The organism is Vannielia sp. SX4 (assembly GCF_052828525.1).
The window spans coordinates 2,849,045-2,866,379 of sequence record NZ_CM128247.1; the positions used below are offsets into that span (position 1 = coordinate 2,849,045).

20 protein-coding genes are annotated in these 17,335 nt (G+C 64.6%); 10 read left to right on the plus strand and 10 right to left on the minus strand.

The genetic code is table 11. The features are described from left to right. Positions 1–61: 61 nt before the first annotated feature. The 6 genes from hmgA (at position 62) to ACUXVX_RS14100 (ending at position 5,821) form a co-directional block, all read left to right on the plus strand. Positions 62–1,417: a homogentisate 1,2-dioxygenase gene (gene hmgA / locus ACUXVX_RS14075; protein ID WP_222468970.1), complete on the plus strand. Its 1,356-nt coding sequence runs from the start codon at positions 62–64 to the stop codon at positions 1,415–1,417. Next, positions 1,414–1,617, plus strand: coding sequence for a hypothetical protein (locus ACUXVX_RS14080; protein ID WP_446308788.1), 204 nt, complete (start codon positions 1,414–1,416; stop codon positions 1,615–1,617). The genes hmgA and ACUXVX_RS14080 overlap by 4 nt, the downstream gene beginning before the upstream one ends. A 36-nt stretch (positions 1,618–1,653) precedes the next feature. Beyond that, on the plus strand, positions 1,654–2,910 hold the full coding sequence (gene fahA, locus ACUXVX_RS14085) for a fumarylacetoacetase (RefSeq protein WP_446308789.1): 1,257 nt from the start codon (positions 1,654–1,656) through the stop codon (positions 2,908–2,910). Between the two features lie 78 nt (positions 2,911–2,988). Continuing rightward, positions 2,989–3,939, plus strand: coding sequence for an MBL fold metallo-hydrolase (locus ACUXVX_RS14090; protein ID WP_222493604.1), 951 nt, complete (start codon positions 2,989–2,991; stop codon positions 3,937–3,939). 76 nt (positions 3,940–4,015) lie between these two features. Continuing rightward, the gene (locus tag ACUXVX_RS14095) at positions 4,016–5,626 is read left to right on the plus strand and encodes an FAD-dependent oxidoreductase (protein WP_446308790.1); all 1,611 of its coding nucleotides are present in this window, start codon (positions 4,016–4,018) and stop codon (positions 5,624–5,626) included. Positions 5,627–5,629: 3 nt separating this feature from the next. Then, positions 5,630–5,821 (plus strand): DUF2783 domain-containing protein, encoded by a 192-nt coding sequence (locus ACUXVX_RS14100; RefSeq protein WP_222468965.1) that lies wholly within the window; start codon positions 5,630–5,632, stop codon positions 5,819–5,821. Positions 5,822–5,824: 3 nt separating this feature from the next. On the opposite strand, the gene ACUXVX_RS14105 is transcribed toward ACUXVX_RS14100, so the two are convergent. From ACUXVX_RS14105 to ACUXVX_RS14115, 3 genes are read right to left on the minus strand one after another with little or no spacing between them, the layout of a single operon-like run. Then, positions 5,825–6,553, minus strand: a complete 729-nt coding sequence (locus tag ACUXVX_RS14105) for a Crp/Fnr family transcriptional regulator (protein ID WP_222468964.1) — start codon at positions 6,551–6,553, stop codon at positions 5,825–5,827. Positions 6,554–6,556: 3 nt separating this feature from the next. Beyond that, positions 6,557–6,880, minus strand: coding sequence for a phage holin family protein (locus ACUXVX_RS14110; protein ID WP_446308791.1), 324 nt, complete (start codon positions 6,878–6,880; stop codon positions 6,557–6,559). A 1-nt stretch (position 6,881) separates the two neighbouring features. Continuing rightward, on the minus strand, positions 6,882–7,214 hold the full coding sequence (locus tag ACUXVX_RS14115; protein WP_222468962.1) for a DUF883 family protein: 333 nt from the start codon (positions 7,212–7,214) through the stop codon (positions 6,882–6,884). A gap of 179 nt (positions 7,215–7,393) precedes the next feature. Here ACUXVX_RS14115 and ACUXVX_RS14120 point away from each other — a divergent pair, with 179 nt between their 5' ends. The 3 genes from ACUXVX_RS14120 to ACUXVX_RS14130 all read left to right on the plus strand — a co-directional run bounded on the left by ACUXVX_RS14120 (position 7,394) and on the right by ACUXVX_RS14130 (position 10,457). Continuing rightward, positions 7,394–7,564 (plus strand): DUF1328 domain-containing protein, encoded by a 171-nt coding sequence (locus tag ACUXVX_RS14120; protein WP_222468961.1) that lies wholly within the window; start codon positions 7,394–7,396, stop codon positions 7,562–7,564. A gap of 260 nt (positions 7,565–7,824) precedes the next feature. Beyond that, positions 7,825–9,177: a PRC-barrel domain-containing protein gene (locus tag ACUXVX_RS14125; RefSeq protein ID WP_446308792.1), complete on the plus strand. Its 1,353-nt coding sequence runs from the start codon at positions 7,825–7,827 to the stop codon at positions 9,175–9,177. A 167-nt stretch (positions 9,178–9,344) separates the two neighbouring features. After that, positions 9,345–10,457: an AI-2E family transporter gene (locus ACUXVX_RS14130; protein WP_446308793.1), complete on the plus strand. Its 1,113-nt coding sequence runs from the start codon at positions 9,345–9,347 to the stop codon at positions 10,455–10,457. Between the two features lie 24 nt (positions 10,458–10,481). On the opposite strand, the gene ACUXVX_RS14135 is transcribed toward ACUXVX_RS14130, so the two are convergent. From ACUXVX_RS14135 to ACUXVX_RS14150, 4 genes are read right to left on the minus strand one after another with little or no spacing between them, the layout of a single operon-like run. Then, positions 10,482–12,170: a phospholipase D family protein gene (locus tag ACUXVX_RS14135; RefSeq protein WP_446308794.1), complete on the minus strand. Its 1,689-nt coding sequence runs from the start codon at positions 12,168–12,170 to the stop codon at positions 10,482–10,484. Then, on the minus strand, positions 12,167–14,002 hold the full coding sequence (locus ACUXVX_RS14140) for a sensor histidine kinase (RefSeq protein ID WP_446308795.1): 1,836 nt from the start codon (positions 14,000–14,002) through the stop codon (positions 12,167–12,169). The genes ACUXVX_RS14135 and ACUXVX_RS14140 overlap by 4 nt, the downstream gene beginning before the upstream one ends. Positions 14,003–14,013: 11 nt before the next feature. Then, complete coding sequence (locus ACUXVX_RS14145; protein ID WP_222468956.1) at positions 14,014–14,592, minus strand: RNA polymerase sigma factor; 579 nt, start codon at positions 14,590–14,592, stop codon at positions 14,014–14,016. Continuing rightward, complete coding sequence (locus ACUXVX_RS14150) at positions 14,589–14,753, minus strand: NepR family anti-sigma factor (protein WP_222493620.1); 165 nt, start codon at positions 14,751–14,753, stop codon at positions 14,589–14,591. The genes ACUXVX_RS14145 and ACUXVX_RS14150 overlap by 4 nt, the downstream gene beginning before the upstream one ends. 181 nt (positions 14,754–14,934) lie before the next feature. Here ACUXVX_RS14150 and ACUXVX_RS14155 point away from each other — a divergent pair, with 181 nt between their 5' ends. Then, positions 14,935–15,750 (plus strand): response regulator, encoded by an 816-nt coding sequence (locus ACUXVX_RS14155; protein WP_222468954.1) that lies wholly within the window; start codon positions 14,935–14,937, stop codon positions 15,748–15,750. 39 nt (positions 15,751–15,789) lie between these two features. Here the strand turns inward: ACUXVX_RS14155 and ACUXVX_RS14160 are convergent, their stop codons facing one another. From ACUXVX_RS14160 to ACUXVX_RS14170, 3 genes are all read right to left on the minus strand, one after another. Next, positions 15,790–16,251, minus strand: coding sequence for a PaaI family thioesterase (locus ACUXVX_RS14160; protein ID WP_446308796.1), 462 nt, complete (start codon positions 16,249–16,251; stop codon positions 15,790–15,792). Positions 16,252–16,312: 61 nt separating this feature from the next. Further along, the gene (locus ACUXVX_RS14165; protein WP_446308797.1) at positions 16,313–16,969 is read right to left on the minus strand and encodes a YceI family protein; all 657 of its coding nucleotides are present in this window, start codon (positions 16,967–16,969) and stop codon (positions 16,313–16,315) included. Then, complete coding sequence (locus tag ACUXVX_RS14170) at positions 16,966–17,334, minus strand: DUF1428 domain-containing protein (RefSeq protein ID WP_446308798.1); 369 nt, start codon at positions 17,332–17,334, stop codon at positions 16,966–16,968. Before ACUXVX_RS14170 ends, ACUXVX_RS14165 begins: the two co-directional genes overlap by 4 nt. Position 17,335 lies beyond the last annotated feature (1 nt).

Sequence of the window (17,335 nt, forward strand, 5' to 3'; positions counted from 1 at the left end):
GTAATGCCTCTTGTTAGTTACATTTTCAACTATTATCACCGCCGCAACAGGAGGACGCGCCATGAACGACCAATCCAAGCCTGCGGGTCTGACACAGGCCCCCAGCCACATCGGCACCACCCCCGGCTACATGCCCGGCTTTGCCAACGACTTCGAGACCGAGGCCCTGCCCGGCGCGCTGCCGCAGGGCATGAACTCGCCGCAGAAGTGCAACTACGGCCTCTACGGCGAGCAGCTATCCGGCACAGCCTTCACCGCCGATCCGCCCGAACGCACATGGACTTACCGGATCAGGCCCTCCGTCAAACACTCTCACCGCTACGAGCGGATCGACCTGCCCTATTGGGTCTCGGCCCCCAACGTCGTGGATAACGTCACCAGCCTCGGCCAATACCGCTGGGATCCCGTGCCGCATACTGAGGAAAAGCTGACCTGGCTCACCGGCATGCGCACCATGACCACGGCGGGCGATGTGAACACCCAAGTCGGCATGGCGAGCCACATCTACCTCGTGACCGCCTCGATGGAAGATGCGTATTTCTACAGCGCCGACAGTGAGTTGCTGGTTGTTCCGCAGGAGGGCAAGCTGCGCTTCGCCACCGAGCTCGGCGTGATCGACCTCGCCCCGCAGGAGATCGCAATCATCCCCCGCGGCCTCGTCTACCGCGTCGAGGTGCTTGAAGGCCCGGCGCGCGGCTTCGTCTGCGAGAATTATGGTCAAAAGTTCGAGCTGCCCGGCCGCGGCCCGATCGGCGCCAACTGCCTCGCCAACCCGCGCGACTTCAAGGCCCCCGTGGCCGCTTTCGAGGACCGCGAGGTGCCCTCGACCCTCACCATCAAGTGGTGCGGCCAGTTTCATGAAACGAAAATCGCCCAAAGCCCGCTCGACGTGGTCGCATGGCACGGCAATTACGCGCCCTATAAATACGACCTGAGCACCTATTGCCCGGTCGGCGCGATCCTTTTCGATCACCCCGACCCGTCGATCTTCACCGTCCTCACCGCCCCCTCCGGCGTGCCGGGCACGGCGAACATCGACTTCGTGCTGTTCCGCGAGCGCTGGATGGTGGCCGAAAACACCTTCCGCCCGCCGTGGTACCACAAGAACATCATGTCCGAGCTGATGGGCAACATCTACGGCCAGTACGATGCCAAGCCGCAGGGCTTCATCCCCGGCGGGATGAGTCTACACAACATGATGCTCCCCCACGGCCCCGACCGTGACGCCTTCGAGGGCGCCTCCAACGCCGAGTTGAAGCCGCACAAGCTCGACAACACCATGAGCTTCATGTTCGAAACCCGCTTCCCCCAGCACCTCACGGCCTTCGCGGCGAACGAGGCGCCCCTGCAAGACAATTACATCGACTGCTGGGAAACGCTCGAGAAGAAGTTCGACGGCACCCCCGGCAAGAAATGACCAAGGCCGCCGCCATCATTCTGGCCATCGCGGCCATCGTCTTCCTGTCACTGCTCGGCTGGCTCCTGTCCCGCATGGGCAAGAGCGAGATCCCGCACAGCAAGCGCGCCGGCTCCGGCGGCGGCTTCTGGACCATCGGCGGTGACGGCGGTAGCGGTGATGGCGGTGGCGGCGGCGGTGCAGATGGCGGCGGCGCCTGAGCCTCCAAGACAAACGCGCGAACGAAAGGATACCCCTTGCCCCTGATGACCTCCTGGGTCACTTCGGCCAACGCCGAAAACCACCCCTTCCCGCTCAACAACCTGCCCTACGGTGTCTTCTCCGTGGGCGAGGACGAGCCGCGCTGCGGCGTTGCCATCGGTGACATGATCCTCGACATGGAAGCCGCCGAAGAGGCCGGCCTCGTCACGCTCGCCGATGCGCCTGTCTTCGACGTACCGTTCTGGAACGAGGTGATGGAGCTCGGGCCCAAGGCTTGGGGCGAGCTGCGCGCCACTCTGACCGAGCTGCTCTCCGAGGGCTCTGCCAAGGCCGCCGCCGTCCAGCCCTTGCTGGTGCCGATGGCCGAGGCCGAGCTGCACATGCCCTTCCTCGTCTCCGAATACACCGACTTCTACGCAGGCCGCCAGCACGCCACCAATGTGGGCACCATGTTCCGCGGGGCCGAAAACGCCCTGCCGCCCAACTGGCTCCACATCCCCATCGGTTACAACGGCCGCGCCTCCACCGTGGTCGTCTCCGGCTCGCCGGTGCATCGCCCCAACGGCCAGACCAAGGCACCCGATGCCGAGTTGCCCACCTTCGGCCCCTGCAAACGCCTCGATATCGAGCTTGAGATGGGAGCCGTCGTCGGCACCTCCTCCGAGATGGGCCAGCCCGTCACCGTGGCCGAGGCCGAGCAGATGATCTTCGGCTACGTCCTGCTCAACGACTGGTCCGCCCGAGACATTCAGGCGTGGGAGTATCAGCCCCTCGGCCCGTTCCAGGCCAAGGCCTTCGCCACCTCGATCAGCCCGTGGATCGTGACCACCGCCGCGCTGGAGCCTTTCCGCACCTCCACGCCGGAGCGCGAAAAGCCGCTGCTGCCCTACCTCGAAGAGCCGCGCCCCGGCCTCTTCGACATCAGGCTTTCCGCCGCGATCCAGCCCGAAGGCGCGGCCAGCGCAACGGTGTTTTCAAACACCAACTACAGCGAGATGTATTACTCCGCAGCCCAGCAGCTTGCCCATCACAGCACCTCCGGCTGCGCGATGAACGCGGGCGATCTGCTCGGCTCGGGCACCATCTCGGGGGCCGACAAATCCGCCTATGGCTCGCTGCTCGAGGTCACGTGGGGCGGCAAAGAGCCTTTGACCCTCGACACCGGCGAAACCCGCACCTTCATCGAAGATGGCGATACGCTCACATTGGAGGGCCATGCGCAGGGTGACGGCTATCGCATCGGCTTCGGCGCGTGCAGCGGCACGATCCTGCCAGCAGTCAAATACCCCTGAGCGCCGCCGCCTCACCTCTCACCAAGAACATCCCGCCGGAGACTCACCCCTCCGGCACGACGACAAAGGAAACGCACCATGGCCAAAGCCTTCGCCTCCGCCGGAGACATGACCGAAAAGACCATCAGCTTCACCGAAGTCGGAGAGGGCCTCTACGCCTTCACCGCCGAGGGTGACCCGAACTCGGGCGTCATCATCGGCGACGAGAGCGTGATGATCGTCGAGGCGCAGGCCACGCCGCGCCTTGCAAACAAGGTGATCGACTGCGTCCGCTCCGTGACCGACAAGCCGATCAGCCATGTGGTCCTGACCCACTACCACGCCGTCCGCGTGCTCGGTGCCTCTGCCTTCGGCGCGGATCAGATCATCATGTCCGACAAGGCCCGCAGCATGGTCGCCGAACGCGGGCAGGAGGATTGGGACAGCGAGTTCGACCGTTTCCCCCGACTCTTCGAGGGGCATGAGAGCATCCCCGGCCTGACCTGGCCCACCACCACCTTTACCGGCCGCATGAGCGTGTTTCTCGGCAACCGCCGGGTCGACCTGATGCAGCTTGGCCGCGCCCATACGGCGGGCGATATCGTGATCCACGTGCCCGACCAGAATGTCATGTTCACAGGTGACATCGTTGAATATCACTCCGCCTGCTACTGCGGCGACGGCCACTTTGCCGATTGGAGCACAACGCTCGACGCGATCAAGGCCTACGACCTCGACGCCATCGCACCGGGCCGGGGCGATGCGCTGATCGGCTCCGAGATGGTGAACGCCGCCATTGAGAGCACCCGTGATTTCGTCGCCTCCACTTACGCGCCCGCAGCCAAGGTCGCGGCCCGTGGCGGCACTCTCAAGGAGGCATGGGACGCCGTCCGCGCCGCTTGCGACCCCAAGTTCGCCGATTACGCGATCTACGAGCACTGCCTGCCCTTCAACGTCGCCCGCGCCTTTGACGAGGCACAGGGCATCGACACGCCCCGCATCTGGACCGCCGAGCGCGACAAGGAGATGTGGGACGCGCTGCAAGGCTGAGCCGCCCCGGCGCCAAACAAAGACCGCCCGCAGGGTGCGCAACCATGGCGCACCCGCTCCGGGCATGGAGGAGACCATGATCCAAGACCGCTACCCCCTCGCCCACCGGCTCTACCCCTACGCCCGCCACGCGGACCAGGACGCGGCCCAGCCGGTGCGTCACCCGGTCGTCATCATCGGCGGCGGCCCCATCGGGCTTGCCTGCGCCCTCGACCTCGGGCTCCAGGGCCTGCCCGTGGTCCTGCTCGACGACCATGAAGGCGTGGGCCAAGGCTCGAGGGCGATCTGCTTTTCCAAACGGTGCCTCGAGATCGCCGATCGGTACGGCTTCGGCGAAAAGGCCCTCGCCAAGGGCGTGGTCTGGAACCTCGGCAAGGTCTTCCACGAGGATCGCAAGGTCTTCGAGTTCAACCTCCTGCCCGAAGACGGCCACAAGTTTCCGGCCTTCATCAACCTCCAGCAGCCATACTTCGAAAAGTTCCTCGTCGAGCGCATCCGCGAGGCCAATGCCGAAGGGGCAAGGATTGACCTGCGCGGTCGTAACAGGATCGACGGGCTCACCCAGCACGGCACCCACGTGGCGCTGAACATCACCACGCCCGAAGGCCCATATACGCTCGAGGCCGATTACGTCATCGCCAGCGATGGCGCTGGCTCACCGACCCGCAAGCTCATGGGGCTCGACTTCGAAGGTCGCGTGTTTCAAGACAGCTTCCTGATCGCCGATATTACCATGGCCGCCCCCTTCCCCACCGAGCGGTGGTTTGCCTTCGAGCCGTCCCACGGCGCCGGGGCCTCCACCCTGCTGCACAAGCAGCCCGATGGCGAGTGGCGCGTGGATTTCCAGATCGGCTGGGATGTGGACCGCGCCGAGGAGTTGAAAGAAGAGAACGTCCGCCGCCGCCTCGACGCCATGCTCGGCCCGGATGTGGAGTACAAGATCGTCTGGACCTCGATCTACACCTTCCAATGCCGCCGGATGAAGAAGTTCCGCCATGACCGGGTGATCTTTGCCGGCGACTCGGCCCATCAGGTCAGCCCCTTCGGCGCGCGCGGAGCGAACTCCGGCATGCAGGATGCCGATAACCTCGGCTGGAAGCTCGGGATGGTCCTGCACGGCGAGGCCCCCGATGCCCTGCTCGATACCTACTGCGAAGAGCGCCGCTATGGGGCCGATGAGAACATCCTCAACTCCACCCGCTCGACCGACTTCATCACCCCCAAGTCGCCGGTCAGCCACATGTTCCGAAATGCGGTGCTGGACCTCGCCGAGCACCACGCCTTCGCCCGCCCGCTGGTCAACTCCGGCCGCCTCTCGGTGCCCTGCACATACGATGGCGGGCCGCTGAACGGGGCCGATGCCCTGCCCGGTGCGCCTGCGCGGACCCGCCCCGGCGCGCCCTGCCCCGACGCGCCCTTGCCCAATGGCTTCCTTCTGAACCGCCTCGGCAACGGCTTCACCCTGCTCTGCCTCGACTGCCCCGTGCCGGAGGGTCTGCCTGATGGCCTGACCACGCTCGCAATCAAATCCGAAGGCCCCGCCAGCGCCCTGCACCAGCGTTATCTCGGAGAGGCAAGCCGCGCCCTCTACCTGATCCGGCCCGACCAGCACGTGGCCGCCCGCTGGGCCGAGGCCGATGTCGCCACCATCACCGCCGCCCTGCGCCACGCCACGGCCAAGGAGTGACCCATGCTCAACACCGCCCCCAACATCCCCGACCCCGATGGCTTTTACGCCGAACTCATCGCCGCCCATGACGGCCTCAGCGAAGAGGCCAGCGCGGGGTTCAACGCCCGGCTGGTGCTTCTTCTGGCCAATCATGTGGGGGATCGGGAGGTGCTGCGCGAGGCCCTTGCAGCGGCGGCCAAGGCCGGGCGCTAAGCTCTACATCAAGGGGCGCACGCGCGGCGCTTCTTCATCGAGCTTGGCAACCTGCCTCAGCTGCTCGATGTCATGCAGCGCAAGACGACCATTGCGCCATGTTGCCAGCTGACGGTCGCGCAGCTTGGCAAGGCTCTTGTTGGTGTGCACCAGCGAAAGCCCAAGCGCGTCAGCCAAGTCCTGCTGCCGGTAAGGCAGATGCATCTCGCCATTCCGCGTCAGCCCGAGCGCCTCGCCCCGCTGGTGCATCTTCACCAGCGCCCAGGCGATGGCCTCAACCGCATTTCGCTGACCCACGCTGAGCAGAGCCTCGCCCATGAAGTGTTCTTCTTCGGCGGCGATCCATGTCACGTCAAACGCCCGCTCGGGGTGCGAGCGGAAGAACTCCCACAGCGCGTTGCGGTCGAAAACGCAGAGGGTCATCGCGGTGGAGGCCTCTACCGAGTGCCCCATCTCCCCCATGACCGCGGCCTGAAGGCCGAGGAAGTCGCCAGGGAAGACAAAATTGACCACCTGACGCTCTCCGCTTTCGAGCAGCTTGTAGCGCAGCCCCATGCCGCGCAGGGCGGTGTAGAGCTGCGGGCTGTTGGACCCTTCCATCAGGATCGGCGTGCCCGGCTCGACCGTGAGCTCGCCCGATTTGAACTCGCTCATGAAGCGGAGTTCGTGGGAGGACAGCTCTTTGAAAATCGGCTTCTTTCGAAGCGGACAGTTCTGGCATGAGGTGGCCATGTGTTATTTCCTGTGGCTGGTGCCGCGTCCGGCCTGAAGGCCCACGATGAAGGCTTCGGCTAGGCCCAGAGCGTTGCTCTGGGGCGGTGCCGCAACGGGCGGCGGCGTCTTGCGAGGGCGGGAGAGGCCAAGCAGGATGAACCCGCCAGCAAACCAGACAGCCCCAACGATCAATGCTGCGGTCTGGGTCGATGTGGTTTCGACCAGATAGATCCAGCCAGCCACCGTGAGAAACGCGGCACCGACCAGAAAGCACAGGCCGGCCCCCGTCGAGAAAGCCGCCCGGCGCAACGCATGCGCCAGGCTCATTTGCAAACGGGCCAGCATGTTATTTGCGGGCCGAGATGTGACCAACGAGAAAGCCGACTGCCGCCGCAATACCGATTGCGGTCGCCGGACGCTCGACCACGAAGTCATTGGCCTTGCCGTAGGCGAACTCGGCGTTGTGCTTCATGTAATCAGCACCTTCCTGCGCCTTGGCTTTGGCATCCGCCGCCTTGCCCTTGGCATAGCTCTGAAACTCGGCCGACTTGGCGCGGCCCAGCTCGGCGACGGCGTTGGTAAGGCTGGCGATATCGGACTTCAGCGCCGCGATCTGCGCCGAGACCTCATCGGAGGGGGTGGTGTTGCTGGTGTTTGCAGTCGTCTTGGCCTGTGCCATCTGACGTCTCCTTTTCAATTCAGATGTGTCATTCGACAATTCAACAAGGCGGCGGCTCAAAGGTTCCAAACTCGAATTGAAAAGAATTATGGGAACCGGCGTTAGGCTACCGCAGTTGGGCAGGCAAGATCGGGATGCAACGCTCCCGAACCAATAGAAAGACCAGAAAGGAAATCAAAATGCTCGGTTGGGCCCTTACCTTCCTCGTTATCGCACTTATCGCTGCTCTGTTCGGCTTTGGCGGCATCGCCAGCGCCAGCGCAGGCATCGCACAAGTGCTCTTCTTCGTGTTCCTCGTGCTCTTCGTGGTGGCCATGGTCGCCCGGGCCATGCGCGGCCGCACGCCGTAACACGGTTTGACATGACACAGTTAAAAAGGGCGCCCTCGCGGCGCCCTTTTTCTTTTGCGGATCGGCGGTATTTCGCACATCCCAACGCGCCTTCGCGGCACATTATTAATCAAAGCAGGCGCGCAATAACGCGCTCCCCATATTTTTGTTCCCGATAAATTGAAAAATAAATCGCAGGAACAAACCCCTAATTCCCCGGTTCACTTCTCACAAGCGGCCACGAGCCGCAGTTTCTGAAACCAGAAATCCGGAGAGACCCAATGAAACGCATTCTTGCAACGACCGCACTGACGGCGTCGCTGGCGATGCCTGTCTTTGCACAGGACACCACGGCCCCCGAAACCGCGACCGACGATCCCGCAGCGCAGGCCGAGATGATGGCCGAAGGCGGCTTCATCCAGTCCGCCGACGAGCAGGACGTGATGGCCAGCAACTTCATCGGCAAGCGCGTCTACGCCATGTCCGAAGAGATGGAATATGGCGAAGGCGTCGAAGAAGCCGACGCCGGCTGGGAAGACATCGGTGAGGTGAGCGACGTGATCCTCGCCCGCACCGGCGAAGTCGAAGGCGTGATCGTCGACGTGGGCGGTTTCCTCGGCATCGGTGAAAAGCCGGTTGCCCTGACGATGGACTCCCTGAAGCTGGTGGCCGATAGCAACTCGCCCGGCGAGTACTTCGTGACCATCGCCTCCAGCCGTGAGGCGCTCGACCAGGCCCCGGCGTTTGAGTTCACCGAACCCGCCGCCATGGAGCAGGCTGAAGCCGAAGACGGCTCCGTCGCCACCCCGCTGGAAGAGACTCCCGGCGAAGAGGTCGACATGGCCGAAACGGATGACGTGACCGCCGACCCGATGGCCGCTGATCCGAACACCTCGGAAGAGATGACGGACATGGCCGAAGCCGGTGACAACGCCGCCGACGAAGCCGAAGCCGAGATGACCGAAGAGGTCGCCGAGGGTGAAGCCGCCATCGAAGAGACTGGCGAGGAAGCCTCGGAAGAGATGGCCGAAGCTGGTGCTGAAGTCGAAGCTGCTGGCGAAGAAGCCGAGCAGGAGATGGCTGAAGCTGGCGCCGAAGTCGAAGCTGCCGGTGAAGAAGCCTCGGAAGAGATGGCGGAAGCCGGCGCCGAGGTTGAAGCCGCTGCCGACGAAGCTGGCGAGGAGATGGCCGAGGGCGCTGAAGCGACCGAAGAAGCCACGGATGAAGCCCTGACTGCTGGCGACGCCACCGAGGAATCCCTCGAGACCGACGCCACCGAGACCGACATGGCCGAAGCTCCGGCTGAAGAAGGCTCGATGGAAGGTTTCACCCGCGACGGCTACGCCGAAGTGATGGTGACCGAACTCTCGTCCGACGATCTGAGCGGTCTGGCTGTCTACGACCCCAACGACAACCGCGTGGGTGAGATCTCTGAAGTGCTGATCTCCTCCGACGGCATGGTCACCGATGCGGTGATCGACGTGGGCGGTTTCCTCGGCATTGGCGAAAAGCCGGTTGCCATCAGCTTCAAGGGCATCTCGCTCCAGAAAGAAGCCGAAGGCGACGACCTGCGCGCCTATGTGAACACCACCGAGGAGCAGCTGAAGAGCTTCCCCGAATACGAAGGTGGTTGATCTGAATTGATCAACGAAAGCGCCCCCTCCCCAGGGGGCGCTTTTTTATTTGTCTGCCGCCGCAACCCTTGGGGCCGTTCCGGCGTTGAGCCAGAACCCTTCGGCGTCCACTTCCAGCCCGGCCGCCATTCCTTGCCTCGACCCTTGCCACCGAGGAGCATGTCCCGATGATGAGCAGCCGCTCCGTCACTCTGCCTCTGGCCCTCATTGCGGCCATCCTGACAGTCGCTGCGCTCAAGGCCGGCTCGTCCTTTCTTGCCCCAACGGTGCTCGCGCTGATTACCGGGGTGATCCTTTCACCCGCCATCGCCCTGTTGCTGCGCTTCGGCCTGCCCCGGTCCGCCGCTGCTGGCAGCGTCCTGGCGTTCGCCCTTCTGGCGCTCACCACTCTGGCCCTGCTCTTCGAGCCGATCCTCTGGCGCGCGCTCGACCGGTTGCCCGCAGTCTGGCAGGAGTTGCAGGATACGCTGCGGCAGTTTCAGGATGCCCTGCGCGGCCTGAACCAGATGACCGAAGAGGTGAAAGACGCGATCAGTCCCGAAGCTGCAGGCGGTGGCGGTGGTGGTGGCGAAGAGGCCGCCGTGGCCCTGCCCTCGGCCATCGACGCCATCGCGCTCGCACCCACGATCGCCGCCCAGGTGATGATCTTCACCGGCGTGCTCTTCTTCTTCCTCTTCACCCGCGACAGCATCTACAACTGGGCCGCCAAAACCCTTGGTGGCCGCAACGGGCAAGCGCGCGAACGCTTCAAATCTTCGCTGGTGGCCGCCGAGCACATGGTTTCGCGCTATTTCATCACCATCACCCTGATCAACGCCTGCCTTGGAGTGGCCGTGGCGGCGGCGATGATGGTGATCGGCATGGGCTCTCCCATCCTCTGGGGCCTTGCGGCCTTTGCCGTCAACTTCATCCCCTACCTCGGCCCGGCGATCTTTGCCACCTTCCTGCTGCTCGGCGGCATCGTCACATTCGATGGCTTCATGGCGGTGGTGCCCGTGGGCATCTACCTCTGCATGAATGTGACAGAAGGCCAGTTCGTGACCCCTTCGCTCGTCGGCAAGACCCTCAAGGTAAACCCGCTGCTGATCTTCCTGTCGCTGGTGTTCTTCCTCTGGATCTGGGGGCCGCTCGGGGGCTTCGTCGCCATCCCGGTGCTGCTCTGGGTGCTGCTCGTGGCCGATCTGATGACGCCCGACCAAGACCTGATGCAGGCCGTCGAGCGACGGCAGGAGATGGAAGAGGAGGCCGCCGCTGCCGCCGCCGCTCAAGCGGGCGAGTGAACAGCTAGGCCGGGAGAGAGTGGCTCAGACCATCTCTTCCGGCACACCCGGCACCGGCACACCAAACCTGCGTGCCGGGCGCATATCGTAGGGGAGCAGAAAGCCTCTGCGGTTCTCGGGCGACCTGCCCGCATCTTCACGCGCAATCCTGAACCACGCTTCAAAGCCGCGCTCCAGATCAAGCAACGCGCTGCGGTCGGTCGCCTCCACCTTCGGGAACCAGTGGTCCACGACCCGCTCGCGGATCATCGACACGGTCTCCGGGTCGGTCATCTCCACCCCCGCCTCGGTATCCCATTTCATGCTGCGGCCATTGAGATTGGCGGAGGAAACGATGGCCCGCTGATCATCGAAGATCGACAGCTTGGAATGCACATAAACCACCGGCGCGCCAAAGAGCGCCGCCCGCCCGTGCCGGCGCGCCTGCTCCGGTTCGGTCCCGTCGGGCGCGCCGATTGCCGCCTCTCCGGCCTCATCCTGCGGGTCGCCTGGGCGGCGGTGCTGCGCCGGAGCGAGCGCGTAAAACCTAGGCCCGAAGGCCTTGCGGAGCATTCTAAGGCAGCGCGCCTGCAAGAACTCGCCGTAGCGCGCATCGCCACCACCACTAGCAAAGGCGACTTCCTCGGGCGCCGAAGGCAGGATCGCCAGCAGGTGCAGCCCCGCCTCCTCCCGCGCCCGCCGCGCCAGCGCCTTGGCCAGCGGACGGCTCCGCAGGTACTGCGTTTCGAGGATGATGAACTTCTTCGCCGCAAAGGCCGCCTCCAGATGCGCCCGCGAAAGCCCGGTCGAAAGGCTCTTGGGCGAAAACCGGAAAGGCGCAAGCCGGGAGGGTGCAGAGAGCGTGGTGAGCAGCCGCAGTGGGCCATGCGCCGCCTCGTTGCCACGGCCCTCCGGCTCCGGCCCCTCCCCCTCGGTCTGATCCGGCACGCGGTTCAGATGGCGCTCGGCGGCCTCGGCCAGCTCAGGCTCGTCAAACAGCATCTGGGTGTCATGCCATGTCTGCCGGGCAGGCTGGTTGTGATCGGGCGTGTCCCAACGCCGCTCGTCCAGATCGAGCCCGCCGATATAGAGCCGCTTGCCGTCGATCACCGCGAGCTTCTGGTGGTGGGTCACAGGGGTCAGGCGGAACCGATGGGCAAAATCAGGCCGCACCTTGCCCTCCCCGCCCTCCTCCACCTTGAGATTGGGGCGAAGGCGGGGTGCCTCGGAGAGGAAGCGCCTGCGCTCGCCCGGGTCGAGATCATTGAGCATCTGCGCCGCCTTGCGCAGCTTCCATGCCGCCACCGGCCAGAAGATCGCGCTCGGCACCGCGCCGATCCGCGCCGGGTGGCGCGAGGCCATCACCTCCAACTTGCCGGTGCCCGCTTCGCCCGCCAGCTCCCGCAGCCCGGCGAACTGGCGCATCGTTCGCCACGTGCCCCGGTGCAGATCGGGCGCTCCGATCGGGTCGAAATCCGCAAGGATCAGCCGCAGGTCCACCCCGCGGCGCAGCGCATCGGCCAGCAGGTCCGACCATGTGCTGCCCACCGCGCGGCCCTCTTCGCTGCGCAACCGCGTGCGCAGGTCGAACACACGGAACCCCATGTTCACCCGCTGATCCGCGCCCAGCACCAGCCGCTCGAACACCGGATAGGCCTCATCGGCGGTGATAAGCAGCTGCGGTCGGCCGGGGCGCGCTGAAAACCCGGGCGAAGGATCGCCCGCGCCGGTCATGCCGCGCTGTCCTCGCGGGGCAGGCTCCGTGGCGGCACCGTGCGCTCGCCCGGCGCAATTTCGGCCTCCGGCTCGCCTTCTGGCTGCTCTTCGATCGGGAAGGTCACCGCAAGGCGATACTCTTCCTCTCCGGGCACAACTTCGAGCTTGCCGCCAAGCTGGGCCGCAAAGGCACGGATCAACTGGCTGCCGAGGCCATTGCTCGACGGCGGGGTGAAATCGCGGGTCAGCGGCTCACCGATGGAGTTGGCCACCGTCAGCCGCGCCCGTGGCGGCCCCATCTCGCCGGTTTCACTGTCTTCCACGGGATCGAGTTCTTCCAGCTCAACCGTCAACCAGGCCGAGCCGGGGCCGTCGGGGTGGCCCATGTGCTTTGTGGCATTGGTCACCGCCTCGGTCGTCAGAAGCGAGATTGGCACCGCCTGATCCGGCGCGATGGTCAGATCCTCGATCTCCATTTTCGGCTTCACGCCCGCGTCCTTCGGCAAGGCCGTGCTAAGGGTCTGGCGCAGGATCGCGTTCAGCAGCGCATCGGCATGCACGACCGAAAGCCGCGAGGTCTGGTAGAGGCTCGAATGCACCGTTGCCAGCCCGAGCACCCGGTCGAGAATGCGGCGCAGGGTGGTGCGTGCCTCCTCCCCGGTCGCCTTGCGGATCTCCATGTTCATGATCGAGGCGATGAGCTGAAGGTTGTTCTTCACCCGGTGATGCACCTCCCGCAGCAGCAGGTTCTTCTCGTGAATCCCGTTCTCCAGCTCGGCCTCATCGTGGAGGATGGTTTCCGCCATGCTCTCAAAGGTCTCGTTCATCTCGCGCAACTCGGAGGGCGCGCGCCGCGAGACATCGGGCACCGTATTCAGGCTGCGGTGCCCGGCGGCAAAGCGGATCATCCGCGAGCGCAGCCGACGGATATGAACCAGCACCAGCCGGTGCACGGCGATATAGGCCACGCCGAGTGAAATAACCCACATCAGGATCGGGAAGAGCGCGGCGCTGTACCAGTTGAGGCCATCCGGCGCCTCATCTTCCCAGATCGCCATGGCGTGCACCAGCCCAGGGATGATTGGCACGAGGGTGTAAACCCGAGCCTCCCCAGTCTTGCTCTCGCCCGAAAATGCCGTGACCCCGCCGCCCACGAGCGCTTTGAGCGAGACCTCCTGCGGCAACTCGACATCGAGTTGGTCCTGCGTCAGGTCCGACATCAGCACCCTGCCCTCGTCGGTGAAGGTCACAAGGTCAATCGGCTCCTGCTCCACCTCCCCCGTCGCAGAGGCGCCCACGCTGTCTTCCCGGCGAGAGAGGTCATCTTCCTCGATCGAGATCGAAACGAAGCCGAGGTAAACGCCGTCCTGATAAACCGGATAGGCCAGCACCATCACCTCCAGCCCCGAGATCCGCCCCCGCTCCAGCAGTTCGGCCATCGGCACGCGGTTAGCCTCCATCTGCGCCGCAACGCTGGAGCCTTCGAGGTCATAGGGCTCACCGCGCGAGTTGCACTCGCTGCGGTTCTCGGTGTCGATGAAGGTGGCGAGGGTATAAACAACGCTGCGGTCCACCAGCTGGCGCATCAGCTCCGAGCAGGCCGCCGGGTCATCGCGCAGCCCCACAACCGAGGTCGCCAGCACCCGCGCCGAGGCAAATCCGCCGTGGAGCAACTCGCGCATGTCTTCCACATCGGACACCGTGCGCCCGAAGAGCGCGGAGCGGTTCAACTCGCTGGCCTGCCGCGCCACGTTCGCCGTTTGCATCAAGGCGATGATCCCAACGGGCAGCAGGGCCACCGTGAGCATCACGGCGACCCTGAAGATCAGCGATTGCGCGTAGTTCCGCACCTCCCCCTCGCTCAGCCGAGCGGGGTGATGCTGGCAGCGACCACGGCCATAGTGCTTTGGTCGGTCAGCTCCAGCTCTTCGTCATCCTTCAGATGAAGCAGCTCTGCAAGGCGGGCGCGTGCCCGGTTGGCCCGGCTCTTCACAGTGCCCACGGCGCAGTTACAGGTCTCCGCCGCCTCGTCATATGACATACCGAGCGCACCCACGAGCCAGAGCGTTTCCCGCTGCTCATCCGGAAGGGTAGCAAAGGCAGCCTGAAAGTCAGCCAAGGCGAGCCGGCCATCGTGGTCGGGCTTCGAGGCAAGGCCACCGGCCATGATGCCATCCACGTCCGCCACTTCGCGGCCAGACTTGCGGCGTGCAGAGTAGAAGGTGTTGCGAAGGATGGTGAAAAGCCAAGCACGCAGGTTGGTGCCGACCTTGAACTTGTCGAAGTTGCTCCACGCCTTGACCACGGCATCCTGCACGAGGTCGTCGGCTTGGGCGGAATTTCGGGCGAGGCTCATGGCAAAGGCGCGCATGGCCGGAAGATGCTCGACGATCTCGTCACGCGGATCGGCCGAGGCCTGCTCAGGTGCAGCGCGCGTCATTCAGCGGTTCCGTTCCTGCTATCCTGCTCGCGCAGCCGTTTGAGGAGATCGGTGAACCGATCGGGCACGTCCTCCTCCACCTGGGCCTGGAAGACCCGACGGAGGTTCTCGTCGATCTGACGGCGCAGCCCCTCGTTCGCCTGTTTTTCCTGCTCTTTCATTTCCGACCTTCTAACCTTTCTGCGTCCCTTACCCGCGCAAAAGCAGGCTCCTTTGTGGCCACAACCCATGTCCGGCCATCTGGTTCCCAAAAAAATCCCTGTGTCACATTTTAATTTGGAACCAAACGCCGGGGGTCACGTTTGGTTCCCGAACGCTTATAAAAACTATGGGTAAGGCAACATGAACAGTGCATCCTCCGAAAGCTTCGCTGACGGTATCGCGCGTGAACTCCCCTATCTCCGTCGCTACTCCAGAGCGCTGACGGGCAGCCAGAAGTCGGGCGACGCCTATGCCGCCGCCACGCTTGAGGCCATGCTCGACGATCCGGATCTTGGCGACCGCTCCCAGAGCCCCCGCGTGGCGCTCTTCGCAGCCTTCCACGCGATTTGGACAAGCTCCGGCGCACCGGTGGAAGCCAGCGAGAATGACAGCTTCCTCGCTGCTCAGGCGCAGCGCCACATGGCGCCGCTGACCCCGGGCACCCGCGAGGCGCTGCTGCTCTATACCATCGAGCAGTTCTCCTATGCGCAGATCGGCCAGATCACCAACAGCACGGCCGAAGAGGCCGAAGAGATGGTCGCCACCGCGCAGGAAGAGATGGCCCGCTCGATCAGCGGCAAGGTCATGATCATCGAGGACGAGGCGATCATCGCGATGGATCTCGAAACCGTGGTCGCCCAGATGGGCCATCGCGTAACCGGCGTGGCCCGTACCCACAAGGGCGCGGTGCAGCTCGCCCAGCAGGAACGGCCCGACATGATCCTCGCCGACATCCAGCTGGCCGACAACAGCTCGGGCATCGACGCGGTGAATGACATCCTGTCGGAGTTCGGCGAGATGCCGGTGATCTTCATCACCGCCTTCCCCGAGCGCCTGCTGACCGGCGAAAAGCCCGAGCCGGTGTTCCTGATCACCAAGCCCTATACCGAGGAGCAGGTGCGCCTTGCCGTGAGCCAGGCCATGTTCTTCGCCTCAACGGTGACGCTCGTCGCCTGAGGCCCCACGAAAGTTTCCTCGTGAAAGGCGGGATCGGCGTTAGTCGGTCCCGCCTTTCTGTTGGAACAGCCGGTAGATCGCCTTGCAGCGCGCTACCGGGTTCTGGCCATCGGTGATGAGCGCCTGCGTGAACAGCATCTTCCCGGTGCGCTTGACCACCTCTGGCGTCGCCTCGATCCACGCGCCGGGCAGCCCCGGGCCGAGATAGTCGATATCCAGCGTGATCGTCGCCATCTTGCCCACGACCGGCGCGGCGCCGCTGCGGCCACTGTAGGTTTCGTTGAACACCCGCGCGAGAATGTCGGCAAAGGTCGCCGTTACCCCGCCGTGGCAAACGCCGTTGGCGTTGAGATGATGCGCCCCGATCCTGAAGCCCACCGTTCTCGAGCCGTCGTCATTGTCGCGCACGAACCACGGCCCCATCGAGCTGTCGACCGGGCAGAGGGTGGCGAGCGGGGTGTAACCGGCGGGCGGAGCGGGGTGGTCTGGCGTCTCTGTCATCGCCGCCACGCTGCCCTGCGCGTTGGGCGGCGTCAATGTGACCTGCGTCAGGCAGCGCCGCTCACCCCTCCCACGCCGGGCCGGTGAACTCGGCGTCGATGGTAAAGCGCACCTCGTCCGAAACTCCCATCGTGGTGCCGGGCGGCGGCAACCCCACATCGAACCCCAGCGCCGAGCGCATGAAGCTCCCCTCGGCATGAAAGCCGATGCGGGCGTTCGGGTCATACTGGTTGCCCTCCCAGCCGCCGAGCGCCGTGACGGTGAGCGTCATCGGCGCAGTGGTGCCGTTGAGCGTGAGCGTCCCCTCCACCTCGGCAGCCCTCTCACCGGTGAGGCGGATTGCCGCGCTGGTGAGCGTGATCTCGGGGTGGCCCGCCAGATCGAACCACGGCGGCGCGAGCAGCATTGCCCTGAAGCCCTCCGGCTCCGGCGTGGGAATATCCAGCGAGGCCACATCAACCTGCGCGGTCAGCTGCGCGGTGGACGGGTCCGCCGGGTCCAGCTCGATCGTCGCAGTGAAGCTGTCAAAGCTCGCCCGGAAGGTCGAGATCCCGATGTGGTTCACCTCGAAGATCAGGCTCGAATGGGACGGGTCGAGCGTGTAGGTGCCGGCCTTCAGCGTGCTCAGATCTGTCTTGGTCAGATCCATCGCCATATCTTGCGCATCGGCCGGGGCGGCGGCGAAAAACGCCGCTGCCACAAGCACTTGCCGGATCATTGCACCGAGCCTTCGCCCCAAGCCACCAGCGGCTCGAACCCGCCCCACATCATCCGCATCCCGTCAAAGGGCATCTCGGGCATCTCCTGGCCCTCCATGTCCTTGGTCATCTGCTCCGCCGCCTTGTCGCAGGTCTCCTTGTCTGGCCAAACCACCCAGGAGAACACGCAGACCTCGCCCTCCTCGATCTTGGTCGCCATCGGAAAGCTCGTCACCTTGCCATCCGGCACGTCGGCGCCCCAGTTCTCCTGCATCCCGATGCAGCCGTAGCCCTTGAACATCTCAAGCGCCTGCTCAGCCATTTCCTTGTATTTCGCCTTGTTTTCCTGCGGCACGGCGAGCAGGAACCCTTGAACATATGCCATT